Source organism: Ruegeria sp. ANG-S4, from assembly GCF_000814005.1.
Taxonomy (GTDB): Bacteria; Pseudomonadota; Alphaproteobacteria; order Rhodobacterales; family Rhodobacteraceae; genus Ruegeria.
Genome location: NZ_JWLK01000001.1, coordinates 991,920 through 1,009,949 on the forward strand (window position 1 = coordinate 991,920; position 18,030 = coordinate 1,009,949).

An 18,030-nucleotide genomic window follows, 5' to 3' on the forward strand; every position below is an offset into this window, starting at 1 on the left:
TTAGGCTCCTTTATCGCGGCGAGCCTTCTTCGCCCGTAGCATTTCAAAGAGTTTGCGCGCATAGCCGGGCTTGTTTTCCTGCTTTGCGCGGGCAACGGCCAAGGCATCTGGTTCGATATCCCTGGTCACAACCGTGCCGGTTGCCGTCATCGCGTTGTCGCCGACCGTGACAGGGGCGACCAGCATCGTGTTCGATCCGACGAACACGTTCTGACCAATCGTGGTTTTATGCTTCATCACCCCATCGTAGTTGCAGGTGATGGTGCCTGCACCAATGTTCGAAGCCGCGCCAATTGCGGCATCGCCTATGTAGCTGAGGTGATTGACCTTGGCCCCTTCAGCAATCTCGGCGTTCTTGATCTCGACGAAATTTCCGACGCGAACATTCTCGGCAAGTTCTGCACCGGGCCGCAGCCGCGCATAGGGTCCGACAACGGCACCTTTGCTGACGTGGCAACCCTCCAGATGCGAAAATGCCCTGATCGTGGCACCACTTTCAACAGTGACACCCGGTCCAAACACCACATTAGGTTCGATTACGGTGTCACGGCCAATCACGGTGTCGGCTGACAGAAAGACCGTTTTGGGGTCCATCAGGGTGACACCCTGTTGTAAAAGCGCCGCCCGGGCGCGGGCCTGATAGTCGGCATCCGCTGCTGCCAGATCGGCGCGTGAATCGACACCCAGTGTTTCGGCTTCATCGCACTTGATCGCGGTTGCTTTCAATCCTCGCGCATTGGCCAGCGCGGCCAGTTCGGTTAGGTAGTATTCGCCTGAGGCGTTCTGGTTGCTGACCTGATCGATCAGATCGAACAGCAATTCTGAATCGCAGGCGAGCAATCCGCTGTTGGTAAATCGAATGGCTCGCTGCTCTTCTGTGGCGTCTTTGTACTCCACGATTTTGACCAACCGGTCGCCATCCATGATCAGCCGACCATACCGCGGTTGCACCTCGGCAATGTCAAACCCCAGCATGACCAGATCAAAGGACTTCCGGGCCTCGATCATGCGTTCCAGCGTTGCCGGGTCGATAAAGGGCGTATCCCCGTAAAGGACAATGACATCACCTTTGAACCCTGCCAAAGCATCGCGGGCCTGAGCGACGGCGTGAGCCGTTCCAAGCTGTTCTTCCTGAACGGCGATCTGGGCTGTCTCGTCCTCTGCGGTCACGGCTTTGGCCACAAGGTCGGCACCGTGGCCGGCAACAATCACTGTGCGTTCAGGCGAAAGCGCCCCACCGGCGCGCATGGCATGAACCAACATCGGCGTCTGTGCAATCGGGTGCAGAACCTTAGGAGTATCGGAATTCATCCTCGTGCCTTTTCCGGCAGCCAGGATGACAAGGGCAATGCTCATAAATTTGTTTTCTCTTTTGTTTTGTCGCAGTCCGTTTTATCCGCTGGGGTCAAACGCGCAAGCGGTTCGGCAATCAAAGAAGATTGCCGATTGCAACACAGGATGGCGGAAATCTGCCGAGCGAGGGGCAAAATGCGGACAGTGATTTTTGATCTGGATGGTACGCTGGCGGATACGTCCGGCGACTTGCTGGCAGCCGCCAATCACTGTTTTCGCCAGATGGGGCATGGCGACGTGCTGGATCGCGAACAAGATGCGGCCGTGGCGGTGCGCGGTGCACGCATGATGCTGTCGCACGGTTTGAAACGGGTGGGCGCATACGATCCCGAAACGGTTGACGCCTTCTATCCCGTGTTTCTTGACGTGTACGAGCAAGATATCGACACGCATACCCAGTTCTATCCCGGCGCGCTTGAGGCGGTGAACAGCCTGAAGGCTGCTGGCTATGGTGTCGGAATTTGCACCAACAAACCTGAAGGTTTGGCCGATCTGCTTTTGACCCGCATGGGCGTGCGCGATCAGTTCGCATCATTGGTCGGCGCCGACACCCTGCCGGTGCGGAAACCCGACCCTGAACCCCTGCGCGAGGCCGCGCGCCGCGCCGGCGGGCACCCAGAGTTGTGCGTCTTGATCGGGGATTCGGATACGGATCGGAACACGGCGCGTGCTGCGGGCGTCCCATCTGTTCTGGTGACATTCGGACCGGCGGGGGATGATATGGCCGCTTTGGAACCCGAGGCTTTGCTGCATCATTTCGATGACCTGCCGACATTGGTGCCCGATCTGATCGGTGCGGCGGCGTGAAGCCTTGACGTAACGGGTTTGCCGCCTCAGAAAAAGCGCATGACCGAGACATTCACCGGCAGCTTCACGCAGCAAGAACCCATTCCCGAGGACGCCATCGACGCAGCTATGGCCGTGCTGCGTCACGGTCGGCTGCATCGCTATAACGTGGCCTCGGGCGAGGTTGGGGAAACCGCGCTGCTGGAACAGGAATTCGCGGCCCAAATGGGCGCGAAATACTGTCTGGCGGTATCTTCCGGCGGTTATGCGCTGGCAACCGCCTTGCGGGCTGTTGGCGTTCAACCCGGCGATTCCGTGCTGACCAACGCGTTTACATTGGCGCCGGTGCCGGGCGCGATTGCCTCGGTCGGCGGAAAGCCAGTGTTTGTCGGTGTAACGGAAAGTCTGACAATTGATCTGGAGGATCTGCAGGCAAAACTCGATCGCGCACGGGTACTGATGTTGAGCCACATGCGTGGACATCTGTGTGACATGGACCGGTTGATGGAGATGTGCGATGCCGCCAACGTCGTCGTCATCGAAGACTGTGCGCATACGATGGGTGCGGCTTGGCGCGGGCAGCTTTCAGGCCGACAGGGCGCGATCGGCTGTTTTTCCTGTCAGACATACAAGCACGTGAATTCGGGCGAGGGCGGTCTGCTGATTACGGATGACGCGGAGTTGGCAGCCAAGGCAACAATGCTTTCGGGGTCCTACATGCTGTACGAACGTCACTTGGCTGCGCCGGGCCCCGACGTATTCGAGCGGATCAAATACACAACGCCCAATGTTTCGGGGCGCATGGACAATCTTAGGGCTGCGATCCTGCGTCCGCAGTTGCGAGATCTGGAAAAGCAAGTAGCGCGATGGAACGAGCGCTATGCGACCCTTGAGGACGGATTGCGTGGTACGCCGGGCCTGACAATTGTGGAGCGGCCCGAGGACGAGACTTATGTCGGGTCGTCCATCCAATTCCTCTTGCTGGATTGGCTTCCCGAACGTATCGCCGAAGTGATCCAACGTTGTGCCGCCCGTGGGGTCGAGCTGAAATGGTTCGGCGGTGCAGAACCGACCGGGTTTACCTCGCGCTATGACAGCTGGCGGTATGCCGAAAGCGAACGCATGCCGGTCAGCGACCGCATTCTCACGGGCATCATGGACATGCGCGTGCCGTTGACCTTTTCGCTTGAGGATTGCCGATTGATCGCCCGCATCATTCGGGCTGAGGTCGGGGCCGTCTACCAGTCGTAATGTAACGGAGTGCGCCTTTGGCGCACGCTCGATCCCTAAAAACGCCGCTTCTTCAAGCGGCGTTTTGCATTTGTTTTCGTGGGAACGTCCCAAGATTGACCGCGCAGAGATTCGCTGTTATCTATTTATTGAACGCTTGTTCATTAATGCAGGGAGGGGCACGCGTATGTTCTCAGCGACAATGAAATTTGATTTGGGTGAGGACGTGAACGCCCTGCGCGAAATGGTGCATCGTTGGGCCCAGGATCGCGTCAAGCCGATTGCAGCCGAAATTGATGCCTCTAACGCGTTTCCGAATGAACTTTGGAAAGAGATGGGCGATCTTGGCCTGTTGGGTGTCACCGTGCCCGAAGAATATGGCGGCGCGGGGATGTCGTATCTGGCGCACACGGTTGCGGTAGAAGAGGTCGCGCGGGCCTCGGCCTCGGTTTCCTTGTCATACGGTGCGCATTCCAACCTTTGCGTGAACCAGATCAAGTTGAATGGGACAGAAGATCAAAAGCAAAAGTACCTGCCCCGTCTGATATCCGGCGACCATGTCGGTGCCCTAGCAATGTCGGAACCCTCGGCTGGTTCGGACGTGGTATCGATGAAACTGCGCGCCGAGAAGCGCAATGACCACTATCGCTTAAACGGGAACAAATATTGGATCACCAACGGGCCGGATGCCGATACGCTGGTCGTCTATGCCAAGACCGATCCCGACGCCGGATCGAAGGGAATAACCGCATTTTTGATCGAGAAGGAAATGAACGGCTTTTCCACCTCGCCTCATTTCGACAAACTTGGAATGCGGGGGTCGAACACGGCGGAACTGATCTTCGAGGATGTTGAGGTTCCATTCGAAAACGTTCTTGGTGAAGAAGGCCGCGGTGTGGCAGTCTTGATGTCCGGGCTGGACTATGAGCGCGTGGTTCTTGCCGGAATTGGGACGGGCATCATGGCCGCCTGCCTTGACGAAATCATGCCTTATCTGGCCGAGCGCAAACAATTCGGCCAGGCCATTGGCAGCTTTCAACTGATGCAGGGCAAGATCGCGGACATGTATACCGCAATGAACTCGGCGCGGGCCTACGTTTACGAAGTCGCGAAAGCCTGCGACCGGGGCGATGTGACCCGACAGGATGCGGCGGCGTGCTGTCTCTATGCCTCGGAACAGGCGATGACGCAGGCCCATCAGGCGGTCCAGGCGATGGGTGGGGCCGGGTTCCTGTCGGATGCGCCGGTGAGCCGGATATTCCGCGATGCAAAGCTGATGGAAATTGGCGCGGGCACCAGCGAAATCCGACGGATGCTGATCGGCCGCGAAATGATGAGCGCGATGGTCTGAAAGGCCGCCTTGCAGGCATGGCCTGCAAGGCGACTACGATCAAAAAGGGTCAGAAGCGATGAACGTAGGACAGGCCAACCAGAATGGGGTCGATTTCGGCTTTGCCGATCTTGGTGCCGTTCAGCTCAACGTCCGAGTCGATGTCGAACCAACGCAGGTTCAGACGTACCGCGCCACGATCGCTGACCATGTAATCAAGTCCGGCCTGAACCGAAACGCCGAAGGAATTGTCGACTTTCAAGTCCCCCAACGGAGAGTCTTCGTCAAAGAAGACCGTGTAGTTCAAACCGGCACCGACATAAGGCTTCCATGCGCTGTTGGTCGGAAAGTGGTAGTTCAGCGACAGCGTCGGAGGCAGGTGCTTGACGCTGCCGGCATCGGTCGAGCCGCCCAGAGTGATGTTGTGCTTGAACGGCGTAGCTGCCAGCAACTCGATGCCCAGGTTGTCGCGAATGAAGTATTCCGCAGTGAAAATCGGGCGCGTGTCGGAGTCGATCTCGGCATCCAGGCCGGCCAACGTTCCGTTGTTGGATTTCGGGTCAAGGTAGCCAACACCAATACCTACGGTCCAGTCACCCTGCGATTGGGCAAAAGCCGGCGCGGCCAGCGCGACGAGCGCGGCCGAAAGGGTCAATGCAGCGAGTTTCTTAGTCATATCCATGCCTCTGGGTCTGTTGATGCATGTTTTGTGACCGCTCCCTCGCGGCAGTACCCTGATCTGCATCAAGCCGTTACGTTTGGCGCGGAAGGTGTGACTTGGTTAAGCCATTGCAAAATTAAGGATAATGTCCATGCGTCCCGCTGAGGTCATACCGGGCTTGCGCCCCGATTTCAGCTGGGAGATCCCGGATCGGCTGAACATGGCACGGCAATGCCTGTCGCATCCTGCCGAGCAGACCGCGATTCTGGATCTATCGGATGGCATGGACCGGGCGATCACCGTTGGCGAATTGCATGGAATGGTCGATGGTCTTGCGCGCGCGCTGCTGCAACAGGTTCAGTCGGGTGAGCGTGTGGGCGTGCTGCTCAGCCAATCGCCCTGGTGCGCCGCGGCGCATCTGGCGATTTGGAAGATCGGTGCGATCTCGGTTCCGTTGTTCAAGCTCTTCAAGCGGGACGCGCTGGCCTCTCGGGTCGGGGATGCAGGTGCGAAATTTGTTCTGACCGATGCTGAAGGGGCCGCGTTGGTCGGCGATCTGGCCTTGCCGCTTCTGGTTGATGAGATTGCGATGGATGGTGATCCGGTGCCCTTCGCGGAGACCGGGCCCGAGGACCCGGCGGTGCTGATCTACACATCCGGCACCACCGGCAGCCCAAAAGGTGCATTGCATGGGCATCGGGTTCTGACCGGCCATCTGCCGGGCGTATCGATCAGCCATAACCACTTGCGGAAGGGCGATTGCCTGTGGACACCCGCCGATTGGGCATGGATCGGGGGGCTGTTTGACGTGCTGATGCCCGGACTTGCGCTGGGTATCCCCGTGGTCGCCTCGCGGCTCGACAAATTCACGCCAGCGGCCTGTGCCGATGTCATCGCGCGGGGAGGCGTGCGGAACGTATTCTTCCCGCCCACCGCGCTGCGGATGCTCAAAGCGGCAAACCAGACAATCCCCGGTCTGCGATCTGTTGCATCCGGGGGCGAACCGCTGGGGGCTGAGATGCTGGCCTGGGGCAAGCAAGCGTTTGGCCTGACGATCAACGAGTTTTACGGCCAGACCGAATGCAACATGGTGGCCTCTTCCTGTGCCGAGGATTTCCCGGTTCAGCCCGGCTGTATCGGCAAACCGGTTCCGGGGCATGAGGTCGCGGTGATCGACCGTGACGGAAAACCGTCCGACGAAGAGGGAGATGTGGCCATCCGGCGCGGCTCGGCCTCGATGCTGCTGAAATACTGGAACCGGCCCGAGGCAACCGCTGAGAAATTCCGCGGTGACTGGCTGATCACCGGAGACCGTGGCGTGTGGGAGGGCGACTATCTGCGCTTCGTGGGCCGGGATGACGATGTGATCACCTCCGCCGGATACCGCATCGGCCCGGCCGAGATCGAGGATTGCCTGCTGACTCATCCGGCTGTGGCGACGGTTGGTGTGGTTGGCAAGCCCGACCCGCTGCGGACCGAGATCGTGAAGGCCTATGTTGTGTTGAAGCCGGGTGCCGAAGCGGCGGAGGTCGAGTTGCAGGATTGGGTCAAGGACCGACTGGCGCATTACTCCTACCCGCGCGAGGTGGCGTTTTTGGAGGAACTGCCAATGACGGTAACGGGCAAGGTGATCCGTAAGGAACTGAAGGCGCGGGCGCGTAAGGAAAGGGACTTTTCGGCCCGGGAGGGAATTGATGCTTTGGACGCAGCAACATATCTCTCCGTTGCTTATCAATCCAACAAGGAAAAAAAATGAGAGCTCTAGTTTCTGCCATAGTTTTCAGTGCCTTCGGTGTCTTCTCTACGGCAGCTTTCGCACAGCCGTTGCAATCGATTAATGATTTCGATCCTGAACTGCACCTGAACTTGGCTGAGTGTTTCAAATGGGAATATTCAGACCAACACAAGTGTTTCCAACAGTCACTGAGCCGCTGCTACCTGTTCACAGGCCACCTCGGCGCGGCGGGAGGAGCACAGTATTGCAGCCACATCGCGTTCGTGGAAATCGACGATAAACTCAATGAGTTATATCCCATATATTTGGCGGCTGCGAAAAACAACGCGTATGGCCCTGATCGCGTTGCAGAGAGCGAAGAGATGTTGAGAGCAGCGCAAAGGTCTTGGATCGCGTACCGAGATGCGATGTGCGAGATTGAAGCAACTTGGAACGCCGTTAAGTCTGGTTACTTCGCAGTCGTAGATGATTGCAAATCCCGACTGACACTCATGCAAATGCAGGCGCTTCATGCGGAATTGGGCGGGTTTGTCGAAGCGCGATAAAGTAGCCAATTCGCAGAACGGACCAGAGTTCCTTACCCTGCGAAGTTAGCCATATGGTTTTTGACCGGGAATGAGATTGCACAATCATGAAACTCACATCCAAAGCCATACCCACATCTGAGGGCTTCAAAGCCAACCGCGCTGCCCATCTCGACGCGCTGGCGCACATCTCTGCCGCTGCCGAAGCGGCTCGGATGGGTGGCGGTGAGAAATCCCGCGACCGGCATGTGTCCCGTGGCAAGATGCTGCCGCGTCGTCGGGTGGCGAACCTGTTGGACCCGGGGTCTCCGTTTCTGGAGGTCGGCGCGACGGCGGCGCATGGGATGTATGACAACGCCGCGCCCTGCGCCGGGGTGATCGCAGGCATCGGACGGGTGCAGGGGCGCGAGGTCATGGTGGTCTGCAACGACGCTACCGTAAAGGGCGGCACGTACTATCCGATGACGGTCAAGAAACACCTTCGCGCGCAGGAGATTGCCGAGGAAAACCATCTGCCCTGCATCTATCTGGTCGACAGCGGCGGGGCCAACCTGCCCAATCAGGACGAGGTGTTCCCCGACCGCGACCACTTTGGCCGCATCTTCTACAATCAAGCGCGGATGAGCGCGAAGGGGATCGCTCAGATCGCTGTGGTGATGGGGTCTTGCACGGCGGGTGGCGCTTACGTGCCCGCGATGTCGGATGTCACGATCATCGTGAAGGAGCAGGGGACGATCTTTCTGGCCGGGCCGCCTCTGGTCAAGGCTGCGACCGGGGAGGTTGTTACGGCCGAGGATCTGGGTGGCGGTGACGTGCACACGCGATTGTCTGGTGTAGCGGATTATCTAGCCGAGGATGACGCGCATGCGCTGGCACTGGCGCGGCGGGCTGTGGGGTCGCTGGGGGGTGCCGGGCTGAAGCCCGGCCTACAGTTCGAGGCACCCGAGGAGCCAGCTTATGACCCTGAAGAGATTCTTGGTGTTGTGCCTGCTGATCTGCGCACGCCCTATGACATCCGCGAGGTGATTGCGCGGCTGGTTGACGGGTCCCGGTTCGATGAGTTCAAGCCTCGGTTCGGTGAGACATTGGTGACCGGGTTCGCCCATGTCAAAGGCTGCCCGGTCGGGATCATCGCCAATAATGGCGTGCTGTTTTCCGAGGCCGCTCAGAAGGGCGCGCATTTTGTCGAACTGTGTTCTCAGCGCAAAACGCCGCTGGTGTTTCTGCAGAACATCACGGGCTTCATGGTGGGCCGGAAATACGAAAACGAAGGCATCGCGCGGCATGGGGCCAAAATGGTTACGGCGGTGGCGACGACCTCGGTACCCAAAGTCACCATGCTGGTGGGCGGGTCATTCGGAGCCGGGAACTACGGCATGGCCGGGCGGGCGTATCAGCCGCGGTTCCTGTGGACATGGCCGAATTCGCGGATTTCGGTGATGGGCGGTGAGCAGGCGGCAGGCGTGCTGGCCACCGTCAAGCGCGATGGGATCGAACGGCAGGGCGGTACGTGGTCGGCTGAAGAAGAAGCCGATTTCAAACGCCCGACGCAGGAGATGTTCGAGGAACAATCGCACCCGCTATATGCCTCGGCCCGTCTGTGGGATGACGGCATCATCGACCCGCGCAAAAGCCGAGATGTGCTGGCCTTGTCGCTGAGTGCCGCGCTGAACGCACCGATTGAGGAGACACGTTTCGGCGTGTTCAGGATGTGAGCATGGCGTTTTCTGGAAAAGTTCAGGATGTGTTCTTAATTACCGGCGAAGGCACTGTGCTTTGGCTCACGGGAGTTGTCGGAGAACCAATAGAGGGCGAGCGCATAGAAACTGAGCTCGGTGAGGCTTTGATTTTAGCCCTCAGTGAGCCAGCTATTCGAGATCGCTCCTGCCTCATGGGTAAAAAAGTCTCTCCTAATGGTGCAATATTGACCGATTTACCTATGCCAGATGCACAGGCGCTGCACGAAACAACAGTTCGAACACTTAGAGGGCTTTCATGAGCGAAGACCTTAGGCAACTGATCTCACGCTATCCCGGTGCGCAGACCTTCAAGTTTGGCGATAATGCAACGCTGAGCGCTGAACTGCTGAATTTGGTGCGTGCAGGCAAGAAAACGGCAACCTGTGGTGCCTTGCGGGATTACCCCGAAGGCAGCGCAGACACGCCGGTTGTGGGGCGCAGGGATATCGCTTTGGATTGGGACGACCGTCCGGCGCTGGTGATCGAAACGGTTGAGGTTTCGATCTGCCGTTATTGCGATGTGACCGAGGATTTCGCGTTGGCCGAGGGCGAGAATGAGACGCTTGAGGGGTGGCGCGAAGATCACCGCCGGTATTTCGAACGAAATGGCGGGTTTGATCCCGAAATGGAATTGCTCTGCGAACGGTTCCGGCTGGTAGAGGATTTGGCGGAGAGAATTGATGTTCAATAAAATTCTGATTGCCAACCGGGGTGAGATTGCCTGCCGCGTGATCGAGACCGCTCAGAAGATGGGCGTATCCTGTGTGGCTGTGTATTCCGATGCGGATGCCTCAGCCAAGCATGTGCAGTTGGCGGATCAAGCCGTGCATATCGGCGGCGCGGCTCCGGCTGAGAGTTATCTGAAGGGGGATGTGATCATTCAGGCTGCGCTGGATACGGGGGCGCAGGCGATCCATCCCGGCTATGGGTTTCTGTCCGAAAATCCAGATTTTGTGGATGCGGTCGAGGCCGCCGGCTTGACCTTCATCGGACCTTCATCGGAGGCAATCCGCAAAATGGGCCTCAAGGACGCAGCCAAGGTGTTGATGGAGCAGGCGGGTGTGCCAGTTGTTCCGGGGTATCACGGTGAAAATCAGGACCCCGAGCATCTGGCGGGCGCGGCGGACACCATTGGCTATCCGGTCCTGATCAAGGCGGTTGCGGGCGGCGGCGGCAAGGGCATGCGCCTTGTCGAAAGACCGCAGGATTTTGCTGCTGCACTGGACAGTGCGCGGGGTGAGGCCCGTACGGCCTTTGGTAACGACGCGGTGTTGGTCGAGAAGTTCGTCGCCAAGCCGCGCCATATCGAGGTTCAGGTGTTCGGCGATGGCACCCATGCGGTGCATTTGTTCGAACGCGACTGCTCGCTCCAGCGGCGACACCAGAAGGTGATCGAAGAGGCCCCGGCGCCCGGCATGACGGCTGAGATGCGCGCGGCGATGGGGCAGGCCGGTGTGCGCGCGGCTGAGGCGATTGGATATAAGGGCGCGGGAACGGTCGAGTTTATCGTCGATGCCTCGGACGGGCTGCGGCCAGACCGGTTCTGGTTCATGGAGATGAACACGCGCCTGCAGGTGGAACACCCGGTGACTGAGGCGATTACGGGTGTCGATCTTGTCGAATGGCAGCTGCGCGTGGCGTCCGGAGAACGCCTTCCGAAACAACAGGATGAGCTTTCGATCAACGGGCACGCGTTCGAGGCGCGGCTTTATGCAGAAGATGTGCCCAAGGGCTTTCTGCCCGCAACGGGAAAACTGACACATTTGAAATTCCCCAACGGGTGTCGCGCCGATAGCGGTGTCCGCGCCGGGGACACGATCAGCCCATGGTATGACCCGATGATTGCCAAGATCATCACGCACGGACCGACGCGCTCTGTGGCGTTGCAGTCCCTGGCCCGTTCCCTGGAACGAACGGAGGTTGCAGGAACCGTCACCAACCTGGCGTTTCTGGGGGCATTGACCCGCCATTCCGGATTTGCTGCGGGTGACGTCGACACCGGATTGATCGGTCGCGATACCGATGTTCTGGTTCAGGAATCCGCGGCTACAGACGACTCTTTGGTAGCGGCAGCGATGGCGGCGCTGGACTTGCTGAACCCAAAGGCCGAAACCGGGTTTACCTTGTGGGCGCCGTTGCACCGAGCGGTGCAACTCAGGCTGGATGAGCAGCAAATAGATCTGGATGTTCAGGTCGTTGGGCCGGACAGGCAGGTTTGGCGTGTGGGCGACAAGGAGATCGACGCGCATCTTGTTCAGGACCAATGGCTGATTAACGGTCGTCCGATGCCGCAGGTATCAATCGCGGGGTCCCAGATCACCGTGTTCCAGAACTATGGGGTGCGTTTCGAAACTGTCGATCCATTGGACCGCGATGCCGGAGCCACAGGCGACACCAACGTGATCGAAGCCCCCATGCCGGGGCTGGTCAAAGCGGTCTTTGCCGAGGCCGGGCAGGCCGTGCAGGAAGGTGACAGGCTGGCCATCCTCGAGGCGATGAAGATGGAACACTCTTTGCTGGCGGCACGGGACGGCGTTGTGGCCGAAGTTCTGGCCGAGGCGGGAACGCAGGTCGAAGCCGGCGCCGCACTTGTGCGGTTGGAAGAGGCGTGATCTGTCCGAAAGACATCGTTTGTGGCAGGGTCGCTTTGTCCGCAATCAAAAGATCATGACGTTGAGAGGAGCGCTGAATGGGCGAACGGGTCGAGATATTCGAAGTTGGTCCGCGTGACGGGTTGCAGAGCGAAGCGCGCGACATTCCGGTGGCTAAGAAGGTGGCGCTGATCGACTGCCTGTCCCGTGCCGGGTTCAACCGGATAGAGGTGGCAAGTTTTGTATCCCCCAAACGGGTTCCCCAGATGGCAGGCAGCGCAGAGGTTCTGGCCGGGATCAAACGCGCTGACAACATGCGGTATGCCGCTCTGACGCCCAACATGCGAGGGTACGAAGACGCCCTTGCGGCCAAGGCGGACGAAATCGCGGTTTTTGCGTCGGCTTCCGAAGGGTTTTCCAAGGCCAATGTCAACGCATCCATCGCCGAGTCCATCGAGCGTTTCAAACCCATTCTCGAGGCCGCTCGTCATATTGACCTTCCGGTGCGAGGATATGTCTCTTGCGTGACGGATTGCCCCTATGACGGTTCGGTCCCCCCCGAGAAAGTCGCCGAGGTTGCGGATGAGTTGTTTTCCTTGGGGTGCTATGAGATCTCGCTTGGGGACACCATCGGGCAGGGAACACCGGATTCGATTGCGCATATGTTGCTTGCAGTACGCGAGCAGGTGCCGGTTACTCGGTTGGCCGGGCATTTTCATAACACCAACGGCAAAGCCCTCGACAACATGGACGTCGCTTTGACCCTGGGTGTGCGTGTGTTCGATGCGGCCGTCGGTGGTCTGGGCGGATGCCCCTTTGCACCGGGCGCGGAAGGCAACGTTGCGACAGAAGATGTCGCCGAACACCTTGAGCGCCTCGGATACGAGACCGGCCTGAACCGAGACATTTTGAATGAGGCTGCGCAGATGGCCCGGTCCATGCGAACAGGCGGATGAGGTTGACATGTTCGAAACGATCACTCTGACCACAGATGCGCGCGGCGTGGCCACTCTGACGCTCAATCGTCCCGAGAAACATAACGCCATGTCGGCGCAGATGATCCTGGAACTGACATTGGCAGCGACGCAACTGGCCTCGGACACCGAGGTTCGCGTCGTTGTGTTGACGGGCGCTGGCAAGACGTTCTGCGCGGGTGGCGATTTGGGTTGGATGAAGGCCCAGATGGAGGCCGATGAACAGACGCGGTTTGTCGAAGCCCGCAAGCTTGCCGAAATGCTGTCAGTGTTGAATGCGCTGCCCAAGCCCCTGATCGGCGCATTGCAGGGCAATGCCTTTGGTGGCGGTGTCGGGCTGGCGGCGGTTTGTGACGTGGCAATCGGAGTTGACACGTTGAAAATGGGCTTGACCGAAACCCGACTTGGGCTGATCCCTGCAACCATCGGCCCTTATGTGATCGCTCGGATGGGTGCTGCACGCGCGCGGCGGGTGTTTATGTCCGCGCGACTGTTCGATGCGGCTGAAGCGGTCGATCTGGGGCTTCTGTCCGGCAGCGTCTCGGCCGAGCATTTGATGGATGCTGTCGAGACCGAGGTTGTTCCTTATCTGTCCTGCGCCCCTGGGGCGGTTGCTTCGGCGAAAGCCCTCGTCCAAAAGCTGGGGCCGCAGATTGACAATACTGTGATTGACAACTCGATCTCGGCTCTGGTCGCCCGCTGGCAAACCGCCGAAGCACGGGAGGGGATCGCCGCGTTCTTTGAAAAGCGAAAACCCGATTGGAACATTGGACCTTAGCAGACGTCGAAGTGAAACCCGCGACCAAGCTTGTCTGAGCGCATTGCTATCAAATCCTGCGCAGATTCCACGGGCTGCGCGCTTGTGTTCGGTTGACCCTCTGAGCCCGCACAGATACAGAATATCCAGTCAACACGCCAATTGACGGCGCATCCCTTAAAGGCTTGCGCGGGAAAGGAGCTTTACGTGGAAGACCTGCTGCGGGAGTACCTCCCGATTCTGGTGTTTCTTGCCGTAGCCGTGGGGCTTGGGATCGTGCTGATTCTGGCGGCTGTCGTGCTTGCAGTGCGCAACCCGGACCCGGAAAAAGTCAGCGCATACGAATGTGGCTTTAACGCCTTTGACGATGCGCGGATGAAGTTTGATGTCCGTTTCTATCTGGTCGCGATCCTGTTCATCATCTTCGATCTGGAGATCGCGTTTCTTTTCCCATGGGCCGTTGGTTTCCGCGACATCAGTGACGTCGGGTTCTGGTCCATGATGGTGTTCCTTGGCGTTCTGACCATCGGCTTCGCCTATGAATGGAAGAAGGGAGCGCTGGAATGGGAGTGATGACAGGTGCAAACACGGCCGACGTCGACAGAGACGTCGCCACACAGGCGTTGAATGCGGAATTGCAGGACAAGGGTTTCCTGCTGACGTCTACCGAGGACATTATCAATTGGGCCCGTACTGGTTCGCTGCATTGGATGACCTTTGGTTTGGCCTGTTGCGCCGTCGAGATGATGCACACTTCGATGCCGCGCTATGACGCGGAACGGTTCGGGATTGCACCACGCGCGTCCCCGCGCCAGTCCGACGTGATGATCGTCGCGGGCACATTGACCAACAAGATGGCCCCGGCGCTGCGCAAGGTCTACGATCAGATGCCCGAACCGCGCTATGTGATCTCGATGGGGTCCTGCGCGAATGGGGGCGGGTATTATCATTACTCCTATTCGGTCGTTCGCGGTTGCGACCGCATTGTTCCGGTCGACATCTACGTGCCGGGCTGCCCGCCAACTGCCGAGGCGCTGTTGTACGGCCTTATGCAGTTGCAACGCAAAATCCGCCGAACCGGCACAATCGTACGCTGAGGGGACGGCAGATGAGCGACGCACTTGAGGAACTTGGCACGCATATCGAACTGAAGCGGCCGGATTGCGTTCTGTCGTGGGATGTGAGCCACGGCGAACTCAACATGGATGTGTCGCTGTCCAACGTCGTTGAATTTGTTGAATATCTGAAAGCAGATCGGAACTGCCAATTCACGACCCTTGTGGACATTACGGGTGTTGATTACCCCGAACGCGCCAAGCGGTTCGATGTGGTCTATCACTTCCTGTCGATGTACCAGAACCAGCGCATTCGCCTGCGGGTGTCGATCCGTGAAGAGGACATGGTGCCGTCACTGGTGGATGTACACCCCTCGGCCAATTGGTTCGAGCGTGAAGTGTTTGATATGTTCGGCATCCTGTTTTCGGGCCATCCGGACCTGCGGCGCATTCTGACCGACTATGGGTTCCGCGGCTACCCGCTGCGCAAAGACTTCCCAACCACGGGCTACACCGAAGTGCGTTACGACGAGGCGCAGAAACGCGTTGTTTACGAGCCCGTATCGCTGGTGCAGGAATACCGCCAATTCGATTTCATGAGTCCTTGGGAGGGTGCGAACTACATCCTGCCGGGCGATGAAAAGCAGGAGGCTGAGTAAATGGGTGGTATCTGGTGGTTGATCCTGTCTGCACTGACGATCATTCCGATGCTGAAAATTCTGCCGTTTTTCGGGATCAACAAATACTGGTGTCTGCTTTGCCTGATCCCTTTCGGTACGATCGCGCTGCTGTGGTGGGTCGGGTTGAAACTGCAGGAATTGGAGCGCCGCTGAGATGTTGATGCTGGGGGAACTGATCGCTTTGGGTGCGCTGGGCGTTTTGCTGGCCGGCGCTGCAGCCAAGGCTGCTGACGCGCGGAAAATCCGTGTCCGCACTGAGGCGAAGAAGAAGCGGGGGCAACGATGATGGACGGCTCCAGATATGATGACGGCAGCACTGATGCACTGAGCGGCGAACAGAAGATCCGAAACTTCAACATCAACTTCGGACCACAACACCCTGCCGCGCATGGTGTTTTACGCCTTGTCCTTGAGCTGGACGGCGAGATTGTTGAGCGGTGCGACCCGCATATCGGGTTGCTGCACCGGGGCACCGAAAAGCTGATGGAAAGCCGGACCTATCTGCAAAACCTGCCGTATTTCGACCGGCTGGATTATGTTGCGCCGATGAACCAGGAACATGCCTGGTGTCTGGCCATCGAAAAGCTGACCGGGGTTGAGGTGCCGCGCCGGGGGTCGCTGATCCGGGTTCTGTATTCCGAGATCGGGCGCATCCTGAACCACCTGCTGAACGTGACGACGCAGGCGATGGACGTAGGCGCGCTGACCCCGCCGTTGTGGGGCTTTGAAGAACGCGAAAAGCTGATGGTGTTTTATGAGCGTGCCTGCGGGGCCCGCCTGCACGCCGCCTATTTCCGCCCCGGAGGTGTGCATCAGGACCTGCCGCCAGAGCTGTTGGATGATATCGAGACATGGAGCCACGAGTTCCCCGCTGTTCTGGATGATATCGACGGGTTGTTGACCGAAAACCGCATCTTCAAACAGCGCAACGCTGACATTGGTGTGGTGACCGAGGATGACATTCAGAAATATGGCTTCTCGGGCGTGATGGTGCGAGGATCGGGCCTCGCTTGGGACCTGCGTCGTGCGCAGCCATACGAATGCTACGACGAGTTCGAGTTCCAGATTCCAGTTGGCAAGAACGGCGACTGCTATGACCGCTACCTCGTCCGTATGGAAGAGATGCGCCAGTCGCTGCAGATCATCCGTCAGGCCATCGCCAAAATCCGCGACTGCCCCGGGGACGTCTTGGCCCGCGGCAAGATCACGCCGCCGAAACGGTCGGACATGAAGACCTCGATGGAGAGCCTGATCCATCACTTCAAGCTATATACCGAAGGGTTTCACGTTCCTGCTGGCGAGGTTTACGCCGCCGTCGAAGCCCCCAAGGGCGAATTCGGCGTCTATCTGGTCGCCGATGGCACCAATAAACCCTACCGCGCCAAACTGCGCGCGCCTGGGTATCTGCACCTGCAAGCCATGGACCACGTTGCCAAGGGCCATCAATTGGCCGACGTAGCCGCCATCATCGGCACGATGGACGTGGTGTTTGGGGAGATTGATCGTTAATGCTCCGCCGTCTTCACCCCGAACAACCCGACAGCTTTGCCTTCACCGCTGCCAACCAGCAATGGGCCGAAGCGCAGATGACGAAATACCCCGAAGGCCGTCAGGCCAGTGCGGTGATCCCTCTGCTGTGGCGCGCGCAGGAGCAGGAGGGGTGGCTGTCCCGTCCGGCGATTGAATCCGTCGCCGAGATGTTGGGCATGGCCTATATCCGCGTGCTTGAGGTTGCGTCCTTCTACTTCATGTTCCAACTGCAACCGGTTGGATCGGTTGCTCATATTCAGGTGTGTGGGACGACCTCCTGCATGATCTGCGGGGCTGAGGATTTGATTGCGGTCTGCAAGGAAAAGATCGCGGCGAAGCCGCATGAGTTGTCCGCCGATGGCAAGCTGAGTTGGGAGGAGGTCGAGTGCCTCGGCTCTTGCACCAACGCGCCCATGGCCCAGATCGGTAAGGATTACTACGAAGATCTTACTGTCGAGACCTTTGGCAAAATCCTTGATGACCTGTCCAACGGCAAAGTGCCGGTGCCCGGTCCCCAGAATGGCCGCTACGCCGCTGAACCGTTGAAGGGCCTGAGCAGTTTGACCGAGTATGAAGCGGCGAAGCCTCAGTACAATGTCAGCGTCGAACTGGCGACGGAACTGGGCGACACGGTCAAGCGCATCGATGGAACCGAGGTCCCGATCCTGACCCCTTGGTTGGGCAAGGACGGAAAACAGGCCGGCGCATCCGCCGCGGCGAAGCCACCCAAAGCGCCCGAAACGCCGAAACCCGCAGTCAAACAAGCTGAAGCGGCAAAGGCAGACGCCAAGGAGGACGCGCCTGAGACGCTGGAGGGCGCGCGGGATGGCAAACCGGACGACCTCAAACTGCTCAAGGGCGTTGGGCCGAAGCTTGAGCAGATGCTGAACGAACTTGGATTCTATCATTTCGATCAAATCGCGGCATGGACCCCTTTGCAGATTGCATGGGTTGACGCGCGGCTAAAGTTCAAGGGCCGTATCGAGCGTGACGGTTGGATCGAACAAGCCACGATGCTGGCGGCAGGTGAAGAGACCGAATTTGCAAAGCGTTCAAAGGCAGATGGCAAGCAAGAGGACTAAGCA

At 58.8% G+C, this 18,030-nt stretch carries 20 protein-coding genes; 18 read left to right on the forward strand and 2 right to left on the reverse strand.

What is annotated here, in order from left to right:
* A complete protein-coding gene (glmU, locus tag RA28_RS05000; RefSeq protein ID WP_039524224.1) occupies nucleotides 1-1,356 on the reverse strand; it encodes a bifunctional UDP-N-acetylglucosamine diphosphorylase/glucosamine-1-phosphate N-acetyltransferase GlmU in 1,356 nt (451 codons plus the stop codon).
* A gap of 132 nt (nucleotides 1,357-1,488) precedes the next feature.
* Between glmU and RA28_RS05005 the strand changes: the two genes are divergently transcribed.
* From RA28_RS05005 to RA28_RS05015, 3 genes are all read left to right on the forward strand, one after another.
* Nucleotides 1,489-2,160 carry an HAD-IA family hydrolase gene (locus RA28_RS05005; protein ID WP_039525850.1) on the forward strand — a complete coding sequence of 224 codons (672 nt, stop codon included), beginning with the start codon at nucleotides 1,489-1,491 and terminating at the stop codon, nucleotides 2,158-2,160.
* A 39-nt stretch (nucleotides 2,161-2,199) separates the two neighbouring features.
* A complete protein-coding gene (locus RA28_RS05010; RefSeq protein WP_039524225.1) occupies nucleotides 2,200-3,390 on the forward strand; it encodes a DegT/DnrJ/EryC1/StrS family aminotransferase in 1,191 nt (396 codons plus the stop codon).
* Nucleotides 3,391-3,556: 166 nt separating this feature from the next.
* On the forward strand, nucleotides 3,557-4,720 hold the full coding sequence (locus RA28_RS05015) for an isovaleryl-CoA dehydrogenase (RefSeq protein WP_039524226.1): 1,164 nt from the start codon (nucleotides 3,557-3,559) through the stop codon (nucleotides 4,718-4,720).
* Between the two features lie 49 nt (nucleotides 4,721-4,769).
* On the opposite strand, the gene RA28_RS05020 is transcribed toward RA28_RS05015, so the two are convergent.
* The gene (locus RA28_RS05020) at nucleotides 4,770-5,375 is read right to left on the reverse strand and encodes an OmpW/AlkL family protein (RefSeq protein WP_039525853.1); all 606 of its coding nucleotides are present in this window, start codon (nucleotides 5,373-5,375) and stop codon (nucleotides 4,770-4,772) included.
* A 136-nt stretch (nucleotides 5,376-5,511) separates the two neighbouring features.
* Here RA28_RS05020 and RA28_RS05025 point away from each other — a divergent pair, with 136 nt between their 5' ends.
* From RA28_RS05025 to nuoE, 15 genes are all read left to right on the forward strand, one after another.
* A complete protein-coding gene (locus tag RA28_RS05025; protein WP_082029763.1) occupies nucleotides 5,512-7,116 on the forward strand; it encodes an AMP-binding protein in 1,605 nt (534 codons plus the stop codon).
* The gene (locus tag RA28_RS05030) at nucleotides 7,113-7,640 is read left to right on the forward strand and encodes a lysozyme inhibitor LprI family protein (RefSeq protein ID WP_039524227.1); all 528 of its coding nucleotides are present in this window, start codon (nucleotides 7,113-7,115) and stop codon (nucleotides 7,638-7,640) included. The genes RA28_RS05025 and RA28_RS05030 overlap by 4 nt, the downstream gene beginning before the upstream one ends.
* An 86-nt stretch (nucleotides 7,641-7,726) precedes the next feature.
* Entirely contained in the window at nucleotides 7,727-9,334 is a 1,608-nt protein-coding gene (locus RA28_RS05035) for a carboxyl transferase domain-containing protein (protein WP_039524229.1), read from the forward strand.
* 2 nt (nucleotides 9,335-9,336) lie between these two features.
* Nucleotides 9,337-9,618: a hypothetical protein gene (locus RA28_RS05040; protein ID WP_039524231.1), complete on the forward strand. Its 282-nt coding sequence runs from the start codon at nucleotides 9,337-9,339 to the stop codon at nucleotides 9,616-9,618.
* Entirely contained in the window at nucleotides 9,615-10,049 is a 435-nt protein-coding gene (locus RA28_RS05045; RefSeq protein WP_039524233.1) for an ASCH domain-containing protein, read from the forward strand. Before RA28_RS05040 ends, RA28_RS05045 begins: the two co-directional genes overlap by 4 nt.
* Entirely contained in the window at nucleotides 10,039-11,970 is a 1,932-nt protein-coding gene (locus RA28_RS05050; RefSeq protein ID WP_039524235.1) for an acetyl/propionyl/methylcrotonyl-CoA carboxylase subunit alpha, read from the forward strand. The genes RA28_RS05045 and RA28_RS05050 overlap by 11 nt, the downstream gene beginning before the upstream one ends.
* A gap of 77 nt (nucleotides 11,971-12,047) precedes the next feature.
* Nucleotides 12,048-12,905, forward strand: coding sequence for a hydroxymethylglutaryl-CoA lyase (locus RA28_RS05055; protein ID WP_039524238.1), 858 nt, complete (start codon nucleotides 12,048-12,050; stop codon nucleotides 12,903-12,905).
* 7 nt (nucleotides 12,906-12,912) lie between these two features.
* Nucleotides 12,913-13,701 carry a crotonase/enoyl-CoA hydratase family protein gene (locus RA28_RS05060; RefSeq protein ID WP_039525858.1) on the forward strand — a complete coding sequence of 263 codons (789 nt, stop codon included), beginning with the start codon at nucleotides 12,913-12,915 and terminating at the stop codon, nucleotides 13,699-13,701.
* Nucleotides 13,702-13,887: 186 nt separating this feature from the next.
* Nucleotides 13,888-14,253, forward strand: a complete 366-nt coding sequence (locus RA28_RS05065; RefSeq protein ID WP_039524240.1) for an NADH-quinone oxidoreductase subunit A — start codon at nucleotides 13,888-13,890, stop codon at nucleotides 14,251-14,253.
* Nucleotides 14,244-14,777, forward strand: coding sequence for a NuoB/complex I 20 kDa subunit family protein (locus RA28_RS05070; protein ID WP_039524241.1), 534 nt, complete (start codon nucleotides 14,244-14,246; stop codon nucleotides 14,775-14,777). Before RA28_RS05065 ends, RA28_RS05070 begins: the two co-directional genes overlap by 10 nt.
* Nucleotides 14,778-14,788: 11 nt before the next feature.
* Nucleotides 14,789-15,394: an NADH-quinone oxidoreductase subunit C gene (locus tag RA28_RS05075; RefSeq protein ID WP_039524242.1), complete on the forward strand. Its 606-nt coding sequence runs from the start codon at nucleotides 14,789-14,791 to the stop codon at nucleotides 15,392-15,394.
* Nucleotides 15,395-15,568, forward strand: a complete 174-nt coding sequence (locus RA28_RS22775; protein WP_039524243.1) for a hypothetical protein — start codon at nucleotides 15,395-15,397, stop codon at nucleotides 15,566-15,568. It begins immediately after the preceding gene.
* A 7-nt stretch (nucleotides 15,569-15,575) separates the two neighbouring features.
* A complete protein-coding gene (locus tag RA28_RS23040; protein WP_275041366.1) occupies nucleotides 15,576-15,701 on the forward strand; it encodes a hypothetical protein in 126 nt (41 codons plus the stop codon).
* A complete protein-coding gene (locus RA28_RS05085; RefSeq protein ID WP_193747367.1) occupies nucleotides 15,701-16,924 on the forward strand; it encodes an NADH-quinone oxidoreductase subunit D in 1,224 nt (407 codons plus the stop codon). Before RA28_RS23040 ends, RA28_RS05085 begins: the two co-directional genes overlap by 1 nt.
* A complete protein-coding gene (nuoE, locus tag RA28_RS05090) occupies nucleotides 16,924-18,027 on the forward strand; it encodes an NADH-quinone oxidoreductase subunit NuoE (RefSeq protein ID WP_039524248.1) in 1,104 nt (367 codons plus the stop codon). The genes RA28_RS05085 and nuoE overlap by 1 nt, the downstream gene beginning before the upstream one ends.
* Nucleotides 18,028-18,030: the final 3 nt, after the last annotated feature.